Source organism: Streptomyces sp. NPDC002787, assembly GCF_053592095.1.
The window spans coordinates 16,421-30,839 of the sequence record NZ_JBSFVC010000022.1 but is presented as its reverse complement, the minus strand read 5'-3'; the positions used below and the strand labels follow the sequence as shown (position 1 = coordinate 30,839).

At 71.0% G+C, this 14,419-nt stretch carries 17 protein-coding genes; 6 read left to right on the top strand and 11 right to left on the bottom strand.

Features of this window, described 5'->3' with window-relative positions:
- Positions 1-134: 134 nt before the first annotated feature.
- Complete coding sequence (locus tag ACWD26_RS28460; protein ID WP_451274794.1) at positions 135-1,835, bottom strand: DAK2 domain-containing protein; 1,701 nt, start codon at positions 1,833-1,835, stop codon at positions 135-137.
- Between the two features lie 254 nt (positions 1,836-2,089).
- On the opposite strand from ACWD26_RS28460, the gene rpmB reads away from it, so the two are divergent.
- Entirely contained in the window at positions 2,090-2,275 is a 186-nt protein-coding gene (gene rpmB / locus ACWD26_RS28455; RefSeq protein ID WP_003993230.1) for a 50S ribosomal protein L28, read from the top strand.
- A 125-nt stretch (positions 2,276-2,400) separates the two neighbouring features.
- Here rpmB and thiD read toward each other — a convergent pair whose 3' ends face one another.
- Both thiD and ACWD26_RS28445 read right to left on the bottom strand, forming a co-directional pair.
- Positions 2,401-3,204 (bottom strand): bifunctional hydroxymethylpyrimidine kinase/phosphomethylpyrimidine kinase, encoded by an 804-nt coding sequence (gene thiD, locus ACWD26_RS28450; protein ID WP_451274793.1) that lies wholly within the window; start codon positions 3,202-3,204, stop codon positions 2,401-2,403.
- The gene (locus tag ACWD26_RS28445; RefSeq protein WP_451274792.1) at positions 3,201-4,166 is read right to left on the bottom strand and encodes a thiamine-phosphate kinase; all 966 of its coding nucleotides are present in this window, start codon (positions 4,164-4,166) and stop codon (positions 3,201-3,203) included. Before ACWD26_RS28445 ends, thiD begins: the two co-directional genes overlap by 4 nt.
- 227 nt (positions 4,167-4,393) lie before the next feature.
- On the opposite strand from ACWD26_RS28445, the gene ACWD26_RS28440 reads away from it, so the two are divergent.
- Positions 4,394-4,627 (top strand): Lrp/AsnC family transcriptional regulator, encoded by a 234-nt coding sequence (locus ACWD26_RS28440; RefSeq protein ID WP_055512560.1) that lies wholly within the window; start codon positions 4,394-4,396, stop codon positions 4,625-4,627.
- 20 nt (positions 4,628-4,647) lie between these two features.
- Entirely contained in the window at positions 4,648-5,169 is a 522-nt protein-coding gene (locus tag ACWD26_RS28435) for a DUF3515 family protein (RefSeq protein ID WP_451274791.1), read from the top strand.
- A 99-nt stretch (positions 5,170-5,268) separates the two neighbouring features.
- Here ACWD26_RS28435 and ACWD26_RS28430 read toward each other — a convergent pair whose 3' ends face one another.
- The 3 genes from ACWD26_RS28430 to ACWD26_RS28420 are packed head-to-tail and all read right to left on the bottom strand — an operon-like array spanning position 5,269 to position 8,308.
- Positions 5,269-6,426 carry a D-alanine--D-alanine ligase family protein gene (locus ACWD26_RS28430; protein ID WP_451274790.1) on the bottom strand — a complete coding sequence of 386 codons (1,158 nt, stop codon included), beginning with the start codon at positions 6,424-6,426 and terminating at the stop codon, positions 5,269-5,271.
- Positions 6,427-6,485: 59 nt separating this feature from the next.
- On the bottom strand, positions 6,486-7,496 hold the full coding sequence (locus ACWD26_RS28425) for an NAD(P)H-dependent glycerol-3-phosphate dehydrogenase (RefSeq protein WP_451274789.1): 1,011 nt from the start codon (positions 7,494-7,496) through the stop codon (positions 6,486-6,488).
- Positions 7,493-8,308 carry a lysophospholipid acyltransferase family protein gene (locus ACWD26_RS28420; protein WP_451274788.1) on the bottom strand — a complete coding sequence of 272 codons (816 nt, stop codon included), beginning with the start codon at positions 8,306-8,308 and terminating at the stop codon, positions 7,493-7,495. The genes ACWD26_RS28425 and ACWD26_RS28420 overlap by 4 nt, the downstream gene beginning before the upstream one ends.
- Positions 8,309-8,472: 164 nt before the next feature.
- Between ACWD26_RS28420 and cofC the strand changes: the two genes are divergently transcribed.
- Both cofC and ACWD26_RS28410 read left to right on the top strand, forming a co-directional pair.
- Positions 8,473-9,123: a 2-phospho-L-lactate guanylyltransferase gene (gene cofC, locus ACWD26_RS28415; protein ID WP_451274787.1), complete on the top strand. Its 651-nt coding sequence runs from the start codon at positions 8,473-8,475 to the stop codon at positions 9,121-9,123.
- Positions 9,124-9,132: 9 nt separating this feature from the next.
- Complete coding sequence (locus ACWD26_RS28410) at positions 9,133-9,336, top strand: hypothetical protein (RefSeq protein ID WP_451274786.1); 204 nt, start codon at positions 9,133-9,135, stop codon at positions 9,334-9,336.
- A 122-nt stretch (positions 9,337-9,458) separates the two neighbouring features.
- Here the strand turns inward: ACWD26_RS28410 and ACWD26_RS28405 are convergent, their stop codons facing one another.
- The 4 genes from ACWD26_RS28405 to leuC form a co-directional block, all read right to left on the bottom strand.
- Complete coding sequence (locus ACWD26_RS28405; protein ID WP_451274785.1) at positions 9,459-10,112, bottom strand: HU family DNA-binding protein; 654 nt, start codon at positions 10,110-10,112, stop codon at positions 9,459-9,461.
- A gap of 137 nt (positions 10,113-10,249) precedes the next feature.
- Complete coding sequence (locus tag ACWD26_RS28400) at positions 10,250-10,480, bottom strand: SCO5555 family protein (protein WP_451274784.1); 231 nt, start codon at positions 10,478-10,480, stop codon at positions 10,250-10,252.
- A 288-nt stretch (positions 10,481-10,768) separates the two neighbouring features.
- The gene (gene leuD, locus ACWD26_RS28395; RefSeq protein WP_451274783.1) at positions 10,769-11,362 is read right to left on the bottom strand and encodes a 3-isopropylmalate dehydratase small subunit; all 594 of its coding nucleotides are present in this window, start codon (positions 11,360-11,362) and stop codon (positions 10,769-10,771) included.
- Positions 11,363-11,367: 5 nt separating this feature from the next.
- Positions 11,368-12,798, bottom strand: coding sequence for a 3-isopropylmalate dehydratase large subunit (gene leuC / locus ACWD26_RS28390; protein WP_451274782.1), 1,431 nt, complete (start codon positions 12,796-12,798; stop codon positions 11,368-11,370).
- Positions 12,799-13,001: 203 nt separating this feature from the next.
- Between leuC and ndgR the strand changes: the two genes are divergently transcribed.
- Positions 13,002-13,718 carry an IclR family transcriptional regulator NdgR gene (ndgR, locus tag ACWD26_RS28385; RefSeq protein ID WP_020270051.1) on the top strand — a complete coding sequence of 239 codons (717 nt, stop codon included), beginning with the start codon at positions 13,002-13,004 and terminating at the stop codon, positions 13,716-13,718.
- Between the two features lie 166 nt (positions 13,719-13,884).
- Here the strand turns inward: ndgR and ACWD26_RS28380 are convergent, their stop codons facing one another.
- Positions 13,885-14,400 (bottom strand): DUF4188 domain-containing protein, encoded by a 516-nt coding sequence (locus ACWD26_RS28380; RefSeq protein WP_451274781.1) that lies wholly within the window; start codon positions 14,398-14,400, stop codon positions 13,885-13,887.
- Between the last annotated feature and the right edge of the window lie 19 nt (positions 14,401-14,419).

The following is a 14,419-nucleotide window of genomic DNA, read 5'->3' as shown; positions in this document are numbered from 1 at the left end:
GTGCCCCCTGGCTCTTCTCGCCCCCGCCGCCCCTACCCGTCCCCTCCCAGGGGCGGTGCCCCTTCGACCCCCGTCAAAGACTCGGGGCTCCGCCCCGGACCCCGTTCGCGCAGTTCCCCGCGCCCCTTTTCGGCCTACTCCACGCCGATCAGGAGCAGCGCGCCCTGGCGGCCGCCCCGGTAGACCACCGTGTCCACCGCCAGGTGCCCCTCTCGCACCCGCGTCTCCACGTGGTCCACGACACCGGCGGGAGCCTCGTCGCCGAGGACCAGGGTGACCATTTCGCCGCCGGCGGCGAGCATGCGGTCGACGACCGAGGCCGCCGTGGCCGTGACGTCGTCGCCGATGACGGCGACGTCCCCGTCGATGAGACCGAGGACGTCGCCGGCCTGACAGATGCCGGCCATGGTCCAGGACTGGCGCTCGGCGATGACGACCTCGGCGTAGCGGGTGGCGCCGGCCGCGGAGGTCATGGAGACGACGTCCTCGTCGAAGCGGCGGTCGGGCTCGTGGACGGCGAGGGCGGCGATGCCCTGGACGGCCGAGCGGGTGGGGATGAGGGCGACCCGGACACCCTCGGCGCGGGCCTGCTCGGCCGCGGCGGCCGCCGTGTGGCGCAGGTCCGCGTCGTTGGGCAGCAGCACCACCTCGCGCGCGTGGGCACGTCGTACGGCCTCCACGAGCTCCCCGCTGGCGGGCGGCTCCCCGGGACGGGCCAGCACGGTGGTCGCGCCGGCCTCGGTGTACAGCCCGGCCAGCCCCTCCCCCAGCACGACGGCCACGACGGCCCGCTGGGCGCGCTCACGCGGCTGCCGCCCGGCCTCACCGGTCATGTGCGCGTCCTCGGCCCCGAAGTGCGTGATCCGGATCCGGTACGGCCGCCCGGCCTCGACCCCGGCCTCCACGGCGGCCCCGGCGTCGTCGACGTGCACATGGACATTCCACAGCCCGTCCCCGCCGACCACCACGAGCGAGTCGCCCAGCGCGTCCAGACGGCTCCGCAGGCGGGCCACGGCCGTGTCCTCCGCCTCCAGCAAGTAGATCACCTCGAAGGCGGGCCCGCCCGCCCCGGGCCGGTCATCGGCCTCGCACACCTCCGCCACGGCACCGGGGGCGTCGGCCACGCGCGCGTGCACGGCCGGAACCGCCACCGTCCTCGGCGCCTCCCCCGTGAACGTCTCCACCAGCGCCGCCAGCACCGCCACCAGACCCCGCCCGCCCGCGTCCACGACGCCGGCGCGGGCCAGAGGGGCCAGTTGGCCGGGGGTCGCCGCCAGGGCCGTACCCGCGCCCTCGTAGGCGGCGCGGGCGACCGTGCCGCAGTCGCCACCGCCACCGGCGCCGGTGGCCGCGTCGGCCGCGGCGGAGGCGACCGTGAGGACGGTGCCCTCGACCGGGTGGGCTACGGCGTCGCGGGCGGAGTCGGCGGCGTGCCGGAGGGCGAGCCGGAGGCCCTGCCCGTCGGTGTGGACGGCCTCACCGTCGTCGGCGAGGACCTGGGCCATGCCGCGCAGCAACTGGGCGAGGATCGTCCCGGAATTCCCCCGGGCCCCGATGAGCGCGCCGTGCGCCATGGCCCGCGCGGCCTCGGCGAGCGTGGGCTTCCCCTCACTCGTGGGCGAGCCGCCGGCCTCGTGGCCCGCGAACACCGCCTCCACGGCCGCCGCGGCCGACTCCATCGTCAGGTAGAGGTTTGTGCCCGTGTCGCCGTCGGCCACCGGGTAGACGTTGATGGCGTCGATCTCCTCGCGCGCGCGTCCCAGCGCCGCCAGCGCGAGTCCGCACCAGGTGCGCACCGCGAGAGCATCGAAGAATGTCTGCGGCACCTGCGGCACCTGCGCCTCCTTGAGCTGCTGGACTGGGACGCAGAGTAGACCTTGGAGGGGTGGACACCGGAAGAGGGCGTGGGCAGGGCTCCTGAGCAGCCATGGTAGTTTCGTTGTACCGGCGCAGCCGTTGTATGCTGCTCCGGTTGCCCGATCCACATCGGGCTCTCCCCTGGCAACGCCACTCAGATTCTGATCCCATGATCACGATCCCGGCCTGCCGGGATCAACCGTTAGTGCATCTGAAGTCTTTGGAGTGACCCGTGGCTGCCAACTGCGACGTCTGCGGCAAGGGGCCGGGCTTCGGCAACAACATCTCGCACTCGCACCGCCGTACGTCCCGTCGCTGGAACCCCAACATCCAGCGCGTCCGTACCGTGGTCGGCGGGACGCCGAAGCGCGTGAACGCTTGCACCTCGTGCATCAAGGCCGGCAAGGTCTCGCGCTGACGCACAGCTAAGCGCGCGGCCACTGCTGGTTCGCTGCATCGAGCCGGTCCACCTGGGGTGGACCGGCTTTTTGCCGTCCCCGACGACGCCCTACCTACGGGTCACCGGGAAGCCGGCGACGGACATCAAGCCGCCGGAGTACCCCGGGTGAGGGCCCAGCCGTGGTCCACGGGCCCGATGCCGCCGCCGAGCGCGAACCCGGCGGAGATCGCCCCGGTGACGTACTCCTTGGCCGCCGCGACGGCCTCCGGCACCGTCCGCCCCTTCGCGAGCTGCGCGGCGATCGCGGAGGCGAGGGTGCAGCCCGTGCCGTGCGTGTGCCGGTTGTCGTACCTGGGGGCCCGCAGCCAGTGCTCCTCGGAGCCGTCGCTCAGCAGGTCGACGGCTTCTCCCGGCAGATGTCCGCCCTTGATCAGCGCCCATCGCGGCCCGTACGCCAGCACGGCCTCGGCCGCCTCGCGCATACCGGCCTCCGACCCCACCTGTACGCCGGTGAGTTGGGCGACCTCGTCGAGGTTGGGCGTGGCGACGGTCGCCACCGGCAGCAGCCGCTCGCGTACGGAGTCCACCGCGGAGGCGGCGAGGAGCGGGTCGCCGTGCTTGGAGACGCCGACGGGGTCGACGACGACCGGCGCGTCCGTGGCCGCCAGCAACTCGGCGACCGCCTCGACCAGTTCGGCGGAGGCGAGCATGCCGGTCTTGACCGCCTGGACGCCGATGTCGTCGACGACGCTGCGGTACTGGGCCCGTACGGCCTCCACCGGCAGCTCCCAAGCGCCCTGCACCCCGAGGGAGTTCTGCGCGGTGACGGCGGTGACGACGCTCATGCCGTGCACGCCGAGCGCGAGCATCGTCTTCAGGTCGGCCTGAATGCCGGCCCCGCCACCCGAGTCGGAGCCCGCCACCGTCAGGACCCTGGGGAGGCTCATGACTCGATGTCCCCGAAGTGGTCCCAGCCGCCCTTGCTCGTCCAGGGTGCCCCGTCCACGGTCACCTGGGGCAGCGCCGAGGGGTTGAGGACCTCGCCGATCACCTTCCAGCGCGCGGGCAGCTTCACGTCCGGCGGGAAGGTCGCCACGATCGCGTGGTCCTCGCCGCCGGTGAGGACCCACTGGATGGGGTCGACGCCGACGGCCTGCCCGATGTCGTTCATCTGGGAGGGGATGTCGATCGCGCCGGAGCGGATGTCGATGCGGCACTTGCTCGCCTCCGCGATGTGCCCCAGGTCCGCGATCAGCCCGTCGCTCACGTCGCACATCGCGGTCGCGCCCAGGCCGGCGGCGGCGGGGCCCGCGTGATACGGCGGCTCGGGGCGCCGGTGGGCCTCCACGAAGGCGCGCGGTGAGCGGAAGCCCCGGGAGAGCACGGCGTGCCCGGCGGCGGACCAGCCGAGCCAGCCGGTGACGGCCACGACGTCGCCGGGCTGGGCTCCGCCCCGGGTCACGGGCTCGTGGTTGCGCAGATCACCGAGCGCGGTGATCGAGATCATGATGGTGTCGCCGCGTACGACGTCACCGCCGACCACGGCGGCGCCGGCCACCTGGCACTCGTCGCGCAGGCCGTCCATCAGCTCGGTGGCCCAGGTCACCGGGAGTTCGGCGGGCGCGACCAGCCCGAGGAGCAGCGCGGTGGGCACGGCACCCATGGCGGCGATGTCCGCGAGGTTCTGCGCGGCCGCCTTGCGCCCGACGTCGTACGCCGTGGACCAGTCGCGCCGGAAGTGCCGCCCCTCCAGGAGCAGATCGGTGCTCGCCACGACCCGGCGGTCCGGCGCGGACACCACGGCGGCGTCGTCGCCGGGGCCGACCCGGACCGCCGGGGTGGTGGTGAGCCGGGAGGTGAGCTCCCTGATGAGCCCGAACTCCCCCAGCTCTCCCACGGTGCCCTTCATCGTCGTATCGCCCCTTCTCGTGCCGCTTCCAGTGTCACTCGCGCCCGGTCGCGGGCCGTTGTCGTCCTCGGTACGGTCGAGTGGACCGTCAACTTCCGTCGTCCCCGCACCCCGGTGCGTGCGGCGCGGCCTCCCTGGGTCTCCCCCTGGCGCTCGGCGACGCGATACCGTGGCGTTCCTTTTCCCGACATGATCCACATGATCCTCGTGGCCGCCCTGGAGGTTCCGTGGTACAGGCGTACATCCTGATCCAGACGGAGGTCGGCAAGGCGTCGACCGTCGCCGACACGATCAGCAAGATCCCTGGGGTCATCCAGGCCGAGGACGTGACGGGTCCGTACGACGTCATCGTGCGCGCCCAGGCCGACACCGTCGACGACCTCGGCCGACTGGTGGTCGCGAAGGTCCAGCAAGTGGACGGGATCACCCGCACCCTGACCTGCCCGGTCGTACATCTGTAGCCCCCGTCTACCCTTGGCCGGTGAACTCCTCGCGTCACCGGCACCCCGTTCGCCTCGGGCTGCCCGTCCTGGCCATGTCGTTGATCGCCGTCGTGGGCTGCTCCTCAGCAGACGACGGCGGCTCGGCGGCGGTTCCCAGCGCTGGGGCTGCCGCCGTGAAACTGTGCCGGAACCTGGACGAGGTGTTGCCGCGCGAGGTGGACGGTCTCAGCCGCCAGGATCCCCAGCCGGCCTCCGAGCTGACGGCGGGCTGGGGCGACGCGGTGATCATACTGCGCTGTGGTGTGCCCCAGCCGCCCAAGATGATCGACCCCGGGGTGGCCGAGGGGCGGGATGCCGATGCCGTGGCCGGGGCCGTCGACGGGGTGGACTGGCTGATGGAGAAGCGGGACGACGGGTCGTACCGCTTCACCACGGCGAATCGCTCCGCGTATGTGGAGGTTGCGGTGTCGGCGGATCGGGCCGGGGAGGACACCTCGCCGATACTGGTGGGGCTGGCGCCCGCGATCAAGAAGGCGATACCTGAGGGGGTTGCTTCCTAGTCGTCTGCCAGGACGGCCGTCGGGAGGCTGCGGCCCGCTTGTGGCTGGTCGCGCAGGTTCCCGCGCCCTTTTGGGCCTCCGGCCCATCAGGGGTACGCCTCAGCGGAGGCCCGTCGGCCTGCGCAGCGCCGCCTGGATCAGGCGGTCCACCAGCTCCACGTACTCCACGCCGCTCGCCTTCCACATCGCCGGGTACATCGAGATCGGCGTGAAACCGGGCAGCGTGTTGATCTCGTTGATCACGAAATCGCCGTCCTCCGTGAGGAAGAAGTCCGCGCGGACCAGGCCCTCGCAGGAGGCCGCCTCGAAGGCGTCGACCGCGAGCTTCTGGACCTCGGCGGTCTCCTCCGGGGTGAGGGGGGCCGGGACGATGCCGGGGGTGGAGTCGATGTACTTGGCCTCGAAGTCGTAGTACGCGTGGGCCTCGGGCGGCGGGATCTCGGCGGGGACGGAAGCGCGGGGGCCGTCCTCGAACTCCAGGACGCCGCACTCGATCTCGCGGCCGCGCAGGGCCGCCTCGACGAGGATCTTCGGGTCGTGCCGCTGGGCCTCGGCGATCGCCTCGTCGAGGCCGGAGAGGTCGTCGACCTTGGTGATGCCGATGGAGGAACCCGCGCGGGCGGGCTTCACGAAGAGGGGCCAGCCGTGCTCACCGGCGAGGTCGATGATCTTCTTACGGGCGGCGGACTCGTCGAGCTGCCACTCGCGCGGCCGGATCACCACGTACGGGCCGACCTTGAGCCCGAAGGAGGTGAACACCCGCTTCATGTACTCCTTGTCCTGGCCGACGGCCGAGGCGAGGACGCCCGAGCCGACGTACGGGACGCCGGAGAGCTCCAGCATGCCCTGGAGGGTGCCGTCCTCGCCGTACGGGCCGTGCAGGACGGGGAAGACGACGTCGACCTCGCCGAGGGCCTTGGGCACCGAACCGGGCTCGCTGTAGACGACTTCGCGGTTGGCGGGATCGACGGGGAGCACCACGCCGCCCTCCCGCGACTCGGCGAGCTCCTCGACGCTGGGCGTGCGGCGGTCGATGATCGCCATGCGCTCCGGTTCGTCGGCGGTGAGGAACCAACGGCCTTCCCTGGTGATGCCGATCGGCAGGACGTCGTACTTCGTCCGGTCGATGGCGCGCAGGACGGCGCCGGCCGTGACCACGGAGATCCCGTGTTCCGAGCTGCGGCCGCCGAAGACGACGGCCACGCGCGGCTTGCGGGGCGGCTGCTCAGGGCTCTGGGGAAGGTTCTCGGTGCTCATATCGCGTTGAGAGTACCCGTTGGTAGTGCGGCAGTCAGCGCCCCCACGGCCGGTTTCGCTCAGCGTCGCTCCGGCTTGGCGGAACGCGACATCAGCTCCTTGAGGGCGACCACGGGCGGCTTGCCCTCGTGGACGATGCCGACGACCGTCTCGGTGATGGGCATGTCGACACCGTGCCGGCGCGCCAAGTCCAGCACGGACTCACAGGACTTGACGCCTTCGGCGGTCTGCTTGGTGACCGCGATGGTCTCCTGCAGGGTCATGCCCCTGCCGAGGTTGGTGCCGAAGGTGTGGTTGCGGGAGAGCGGCGAGGAGCAGGTGGCCACCAGGTCGCCGAGGCCCGCGAGTCCGGAGAAGGTGAGCGGGTCGGCGCCCATCGCGAGGCCGAGGCGGGTCGTCTCGGCGAGACCACGGGTGATGAGGGAGCCCTTGGCGTTGTCGCCGAGGCCCATGCCGTCCACGATGCCGACGGCGAGACCGATGACGTTCTTCACCGCGCCGCCCAGCTCGCAGCCGACGACGTCGGTGTTCGTGTACGGGCGGAAGTACGGGGTGTGGCAGGCGGTCTGGAGCTTCTGCGCGACCGCCTCGTCGGTGCAGGCGACCACGGAGGCGGCGGGCATGCGCGAGGCGATCTCCCGTGCCAGGTTGGGCCCGGTGACGACGGCGACGCGGTCCCGGCCGACCTTGGCGACGTCCTCGATGACCTCGCTCATCCGCATGGCGGAACCGAGTTCGACGCCTTTCATGAGGGAGACGAGGACGGTGTCGGGGGCCAGCAGGGGCGTCCATTCGGCGAGGTTGGCGCGCAGGGTCTGGGAGGGGACGGCGAGGACGGTGAAGTCGGCGTCCGCGGCGGCCTCGGCGGGATCGGTGGTGGCCCGCAGGTTCTCCGGGAGCTCCACGCCGGGCAGGTAGTCCGGGTTGGTCCGGGTGGAGTTGACCGCGTCCGCGAGTTCCGGGCGCCGCCCCCACAGAACGGTGTCGCATCCCGCGTCCGCGAGCACCATGCCGAAGGCCGTGCCCCACGAACCGGTGCCGAAGACGGCCGCCTTGACCGGCTTGCTCACTTGCCCTGCCCCTCTTCCTGATGTGCCTGTGTCCGCTGGATCATGCCGTGCCGCTGCTGCTTGTGATGGTCGACGACCGCCCGGGCTGTCCTGCGCCGCTGCTCGATCCGCTCCCGCTTCGGGTCGTACGGCGTCTCGGGCGCCTTCTCGCCGCGGATCTCCTCGAGCTGGTGGGTGATGGCGGCCATGATGACCTCCGTCGCGTCCTTCAGCAGGTCGGGGGTCATCTCCTGGCCGTAGAAGCGCGAGAGGTCGACGGGCGGGCCCGCGAGCACGTGGTGGGTCTTGCGCGGCAGGAGGTTGGGCTTCTTGGCGTACGGCGGCAGAAGTTCGTTGGCGCCCCACTGGGCGACGGGGATCACCGGGCACCTGGTCTGCAGGGCGACCCGCGCGGCGCCGGTCTTGCCGGTCATGGGCCAGCCGTTCGGGTCGCGGGTGAGGGTGCCCTCGGGGTAGAAGGCGACGCACTCGCCGCGCTCCACGGCGTCGATCGCGGCCCGGAAGGCGCTCAGCGCGTCGGTGCTCTCGCGATAGACGGGGATCTGTCCGGTGCCACGCATGACGGCGCCGACGAATCCCTTGCCGAAGAGAGCGCTCTTCGCGAGAAATCGCGGAACACGGCCGCTGTTGTACTGATAGTGGGCGTACGCAAAGGGGTCGACATGAGAATTGTGGTTCACTGCGGTGATAAATCCACCCTCGGCCGGAATGTTCTCCATTCCGCGCCAGTCCCGCTTGATCAGCACCACCAGTGGCGGTTTGGCGATCACCGCGGCGAGGCGGTACCAGAAGCCGATTCTGCGGCGGGGCACGCGGACACCTTCCTCTAGGACTTCCCAGGGCCTGCCCCGGGGTCCGGAGCCGCACAAGTGTCGCCCCGGGCCACCGGTCTGTCGAGAACACCGTACGCCCCACCCTGCGGCGCCCCATGGCTCCCAGGTGACAATGGCCGCGACAAGAGAGGGACGGAACGCCCGTGCAGTGGACCCTGGTCGTACCCCTGAAGCCCCTGGCGCGGGCCAAGAGCAGGCTCTCGGACACCGCTGCCGACGGGGTGCGCCCCGGCCTGGCGCTCGCGTTCGCCCAGGACACGGTGGCCGCGGCCCTGGCCGCCAGGGCGGTCGGTGGTGTGGTGGTGGTCACGGACGACCCCCTCGCCGCCCGCGAGCTGACGGCCCTGGGCGCCCGCACGGTCCCCGAGGATCCCCGCGATGGCCCCCAAGACGGCCTGAACGCCGCTCTGCGGCACGGAACGGCCATCGTGCGCGCTGCACGCCCGCAAAGCCCCGTGGCGGCCCTGAACGCCGATCTGCCCGCCCTGCGGCCCACGGAATTGACCCGCGTCCTGAACGCGGCCACCGCGTTCCCCCGCGCTTTCCTCCCGGACGCCGCCGGTACCGGCACCACCCTGCTCGCCGCGACCCCCGGGCACGATCTCTCCCCCGCCTTCGGCCCCGACTCCCGCCTGCGCCACCGCCGCTCCGGCGCCGTGGAACTCTCACTCGACACCGTCGACTCCGTACGCCAGGACGTCGACACCGGCGGCGACCTGCGCGCCGCCCTCACCCTCGGCGTCGGCCCCCGTACGGCCGCCGCGGCCGCGCGCCTGCTGATCCCCGGCCAGTAGGCTGCGTCCATGCAGGCCACCGCGTACACCTACGACCCCACCACCCGCACCGGCCAGGTCCTCCTCGACGACGGCACCCCCGTCCCCTTCGACGCCCGGGCCTTCGACGCCGGCGCCCTGCGCCTCCTCCGCCCGGGCCAACGCGTGCGCATCGAAACAGAGGGCAAGGGCGAAGCCCTGCGCATCACCCTGATCACCCTGCAGACGTTCTGAGAAGAGCTGGGCCGGGGCCGCGTCCCGAAGGGGTGCGGGGAACCCGAATCCGCCCAAGAACACACCGCGGGCCGGGCTCCATCCACAGGAGCCCGGCCCGGCGCGTGTGAGTACCCGGCGCCCTACGACTGGCGGGTCGCAGTCGTCTTCTTCGCGGTCGTCTTGCGAGCCGTCGACTTCTTGGCCGGCGCCTTCGTGGCCGTGGCCTTCTTCGCCGGCGCCTTCTTCGCGGTCGTCTTCTTCGCCGTCGCCGACTTCGCCGCCGTGGTCTTCTTCGCGGCGGTCGACTTCGTCGCCGTCTTCTTGGCGGTCGTCTTCTTCGCCGTGGTCTTCTTCGCGGCCGCCGTCGTCTTCTTGGCGGCCGCGGTGGTCTTGCGGGCGGTGGTCTTCTTCGCGGTCGTCTTCTTCGCCGCCGCCTTCTTGACCGTCGCCGAAGCCCCACCGCTCAGGCTGCCCTTGGGGGCCTTCTTGACCGCGACCTCGCCACCACGGGGAAGCTTCTTCGAACCGCTCACCAGGTCCTTGAAGCCCTGGCCCGCGCGGAAACGCGGCACGGAGGTCTTCTTGACCCGAACCCGCTCACCCGTCTGCGGGTTGCGGGCGTAACGGGCCGGGCGGTCGACCTTCTCGAACGAACCGAAGCCGGTGACCGAGACCCGTTCACCAGCGACCGTCGCCCGGACGATGGCGTCCAGGACGGCGTCGACCGCGTCGGCGGCCTGCTGACGACCACCGAGCTTGTCCGCAATCGCTTCTACGAGCTGCGCCTTGTTCACGTCTTCCCCTTCGGAGACATCGCCAGAACGAAATGTTCAAGCTTTTTCGCACGTTAGGCAGATATATACCGCAAATCAAACACGAAACGGGCTTATCACCCTTGTGCCGCAACGAACTCGGCGGTCATGGAGTTCCTTCAGCGTTCCTCTGCGGGCATTCGCCCCTCGTCCAGGTCCGTCATGAAGATCTCCAGACGCCTTGCCGCGTCGGCGAGATCGTGCTTGGCCACGGCCGTAATGACCAGCAGCTTCCGGGTCAGCGCCATGCGTACGCCCTCCGGGACTTGCAGTGCGCGCACCCTTGCGTGCGCTTCCTTGAGTTGGCTCGCGACCGCCGCATAGAGCTCGAGTTGGCCGTCGTGTTCCATGCACAGATTGTGCCATCTGGGGCGAGTTGTCGCCTGCGCAGGGGGCAACTGCCGTCTCCCGGGGGCTTCCGGAGCACCCCCGAACGATGCCGCATCATGGTGCGCGTACCCCGGCAATCACCTTTGTAACTAGGGGAGTTGAAACCTTTCTGCACATGACTTCGAAGGTCTCCGAACCCGGACATGCAGGTACCCCCAACCGTGCACGATTGGGGGTACCTGGGGGTGTCACCGTGGCTGGAATCCGCCTTGCGCGAGCCGCCCGGAGGGGTACGTCGCGCCGACGGGTCAGACCTTCAGCGTCCTCGGCTTGTACGACGGGCGCTTGGCCTCGTACGCGGCGATGTCCGCCTCGTTCTGGAGGGTGATGGAGATGTCGTCCAGCCCGTTCAGCAGCCGCCAGCGGGAGTTCTCGTCCAGCTCGAAGGAGGCGGTGATGCCCTCGGCACGCACCTCACGGGCCTCCAGGTCGACCGTGACCTCGGCCTCGGGGTCCTTCTCCGTGAGCTCCTGGAGCGCGTCCACGATCTTCTGCTCCAGCACGACCGTGAGCAGGCCGTTCTTGAGCGAGTTGCCGCGGAAGATGTCGGCGAAGCGGGAGGAGATCACGGCCTTGAAGCCGTAGTTCTGCAGCGCCCACACCGCGTGCTCGCGGGAGGAGCCGGTGCCGAAGTCGGGACCGGCGACCAGGACGGTGGCGCCCTCGCGCTCCGGCTGGTTGAGGATGAATTTCTCATCCTTGCGCCAGGCCTCGAACAGCCCGTCCTCGAAGCCGTCCCTGGTCACCTTCTTGAGCCAGTGGGCGGGGATGATCTGGTCGGTGTCGACGTTGCTGCGGCGCAGCGGGACGGCCCGGCCGGTGTGCTTGGTGAATGCTTCCATGGCTCTCAGACTCCAGCGGGCGTACGGGTGTCGGCGTCGGACAGGTCGGCGGGGGACGCCAGGTGGCCCAGTACGGCCGTCGCGGCGGCGACCTGCGGCGAGACCAGGTGCGTACGACCGCCCTTGCCCTGCCTGCCCTCGAAGTTGCGGTTGGAGGTGGACGCGGAGCGCTCGCCCGGGGCCAGCTGGTCGGGGTTCATGCCCAGGCACATCGAGCAGCCCGCGTGCCGCCATTCGGCGCCGGCCTCCTTGAAGACGACGTCCAGACCCTCGGAGACGGCCTGCAGTCCGACCCGCGCGGAGCCGGGGACGACCAGCATCCGTACGCCGTCGGCGACTTTGCGGCCCTTGACGAGCTCGGCGGCGGCGCGCAGGTCCTCGATGCGGCCGTTGGTGCAGGAGCCTACGAAGACGGTGTCCACCTTGATGGAGCGCAGCGGCTGCCCGGCCTCCAACCCCATGTACTCCAGGGCCTTTTCGGCGGCCAGGCGCTCCGAAGCGTCTTCGTACGAAGCGGGGTCGGGGACGTCCGCCGAAAGCGGCGCACCCTGGCCGGGGTTGGTACCCCAGGTGACGAACGGCGACAGCGAGGCGGCGTCGATGACGACCTCGGCGTCGAACTCCGCGTCCTCGTCCGTCTTCAGCGTCTTCCAGTACGCGACGGCCGCGTCCCAGTCCTCGCCCTCGGGGGCGTGCGGGCGGCCCTTGAGGTACGCGAAGGTGGTCTCGTCGGGGGCGATCATGCCCGCGCGGGCGCCGGCCTCGATCGACATGTTGCAGATGGTCATCCGGGCCTCCATCGAGAGCTTCTCGATGGCGGAACCGCGGTACTCCAGGACGTAGCCCTGGCCGCCGCCCGTGCCGATCTTGGCGATGATCGCCAGGATCAGGTCCTTGGCGGTGACGCCCTCGGGCAGCTCGCCGTCGACCGTGATGGCCATGGTCTTCGGGCGGACCAGCGGGAGCGTCTGGGTGGCCAGCACGTGCTCCACCTGGGAGGTGCCGATGCCGAACGCCAGACCGCCGAAGGCGCCATGGGTGGAGGTGTGGGAGTCACCGCAGACGACGGTCATGCCGGGCTGGGTCAGACCCAGCTGCGGGCCGACGACGTGCACGACGCCCTGCTCGACGTCGCCCAGCGGGTGCAGCCGCACACCGAACTCGGCGGCGTTCGCGCGCAGCGTCTCCAGCTGGACACGCGAGACCGGGTCCGCGATCGGCTTGTCGATGTCGAGGGTCGGGGTGTTGTGGTCCTCGGTCGCGATGGTCAGGTCGAGTCGGCGCACCTTCCGCCCGCTCTTGCGCAGACCGTCGAAGGCCTGGGGGCTGGTCACCTCGTGCAGCAGGTGCAGATCGATGAAGAGGAGGTCGGGCTCGCCCTCGGCGCGCCGGACGACATGGTCGTCCCAGACCTTCTCCGCGAGTGTCCTACCCATCGCTTTCCCTCCGGCCGGCTTGTCCGTGCGCCGGCCCAACTAGAGATACGGAGGTGGCGAGCGCCCATGCCCCACTGAGTCGCAGCACCGCGCGCCGGCCGCCCGGCTCGTTGGTCCGCGAGCCGTTTGTTCTGCTTCCAGAGTGGCAAGGTCCACGCGAAATTGAACTTGCGTTTCACAGAGTGAGACGCGAGTATCGTTGCATGGACAACAGTAGCGGCGTCGGCGTTCTGGACAAGGCGGCCCTGGTCCTGAGCGCCCTTGAGTCCGGTCCGGCCACCCTCGCGGGTCTGGTCGGCGCCACCGGACTCGCACGACCCACGGCCCACCGCCTGGCCGTGGCTCTGGAACACCACCGCATGGTGGCACGCGACATGCAGGGCCGTTTCATCCTCGGCCCCCGGCTGGCCGAGCTGGCCGCGGCCGCCGGCGAGGACCGCCTCCTCGCGACGGCGGGCCCGGTGCTCACGCACCTACGGGATGTGACGGGCGAGAGCGCTCAGCTCTACCGCCGCCAGGGCGACATGCGCATCTGCGTCGCCGCGGCGGAGCGCCTGTCCGGACTCCGGGACACGGTCCCGGTCGGTTCGACCCTCACGATGAAGGCCGGTTCCTCGGCGCAGATCCTCATGGCCTGGGAGGAGCCGGAGCGCCTGCACCGCGGCCTCCAGGGCGCACGCTTCACGGCCACCGCCCTCTCGGGCGTACGGCGCCGGGGCTGGGCCCAGTCCATCGGCGAGCGCGAGCCGGGCGTGGCCTCGGTCTCGGCCCCCGTGCGCGGCCCGTCGAACCGTGTGGTGGCCGCCGTCTCCGTCTCGGGCCCCATCGAGCGCCTGACCCGTCACCCGGGCCGCATGCACGCGCAGGCGGTCATCGACGCCGCGGGCCGCCTGTCAGAGGCCTTGCGCCGCACAGGCTGACCGTCCCAAAGCCCCGTCCCACCATGAAAAGGCCTGCCTCAACGCCGCGGCAGGCCTTTTCTCATGAGATCACGGCAGCACGGCCGGGCCAGGAGCGCAGGGAACTGCGCGAGCAACCACGACGAACCCCGCAGCCGCCCGACCGCAGTTCCCTCACGGCGACCAGCTAGGCCGTCGCTTCCTTGCCCGCCCGATGAGCGAACCGCTCCTGCGCCGACCGCCCCCGCCGCTCGACCGCGACCTGCCCGTGCGCGGCCGCCAGCCCGAACGCCGGCATGTCGGCGTAGATAGACTCGTAGGACCCCTCCGGCACCACATACGTCTCGTGCCACAGCCCCACGTGCTGCCGCCCCTTGCCCTTGCGCTCCTTGCGGTTGAGCGCCGCCCACGCCACGCGGTGGAACGCGTCGGGCGCGTGCGCGTATCCGTACAGCTTCTCCTTGGACTCCCAGTACTGGACGACGTAGTACGTCCGCGGCGAGGCCGTGAGCAGCACCGCGTTCAGCAGCCCCCGGGCCGGGTCCTTGCGCAGCTCCCGCAGCATCCGCGGCATCGCCGCCATGACCGGCCCCCAGTGGTGCACGGCCCAGAAGTGGTTGATGCGTACGCCGATGAGCAGGACGACGACGTCACCCTCGGCGTCGGCGGTGGTACGGCCGGCGGTCACACGCTTCCCGAACATGACTCCCCCTCGTTGGTGA

Excerpts from the sequence above, each read along its gene's own strand:
- thiD (WP_451274793.1), bottom strand. The coding sequence starts at position 3,204 with ATGAGCCTCCCCAGGGTCCTGACGGTGGCGGGCTCCGACTCGGGTGGC.
- ACWD26_RS28445 (WP_451274792.1), bottom strand. The coding sequence starts at position 4,166 with ATGAAGGGCACCGTGGGAGAGCTGGGGGAGTTCGGGCTCATCAGGGAG.
- ACWD26_RS28430 (WP_451274790.1), bottom strand. The coding sequence starts at position 6,426 with ATGAGCACCGAGAACCTTCCCCAGAGCCCTGAGCAGCCGCCCCGCAAG.
- ACWD26_RS28410 (WP_451274786.1), top strand. The coding sequence starts at position 9,133 with ATGCAGGCCACCGCGTACACCTACGACCCCACCACCCGCACCGGCCAG.
- ACWD26_RS28400 (WP_451274784.1), bottom strand. The coding sequence starts at position 10,480 with ATGGAACACGACGGCCAACTCGAGCTCTATGCGGCGGTCGCGAGCCAA.
- leuD (WP_451274783.1), bottom strand. The coding sequence starts at position 11,362 with ATGGAAGCATTCACCAAGCACACCGGCCGGGCCGTCCCGCTGCGCCGC.
- leuC (WP_451274782.1), bottom strand. The coding sequence starts at position 12,798 with ATGGGTAGGACACTCGCGGAGAAGGTCTGGGACGACCATGTCGTCCGG.
- ndgR (WP_020270051.1), top strand. The coding sequence starts at position 13,002 with ATGGACAACAGTAGCGGCGTCGGCGTTCTGGACAAGGCGGCCCTGGTC.
- ACWD26_RS28380 (WP_451274781.1), bottom strand. The coding sequence starts at position 14,400 with ATGTTCGGGAAGCGTGTGACCGCCGGCCGTACCACCGCCGACGCCGAG.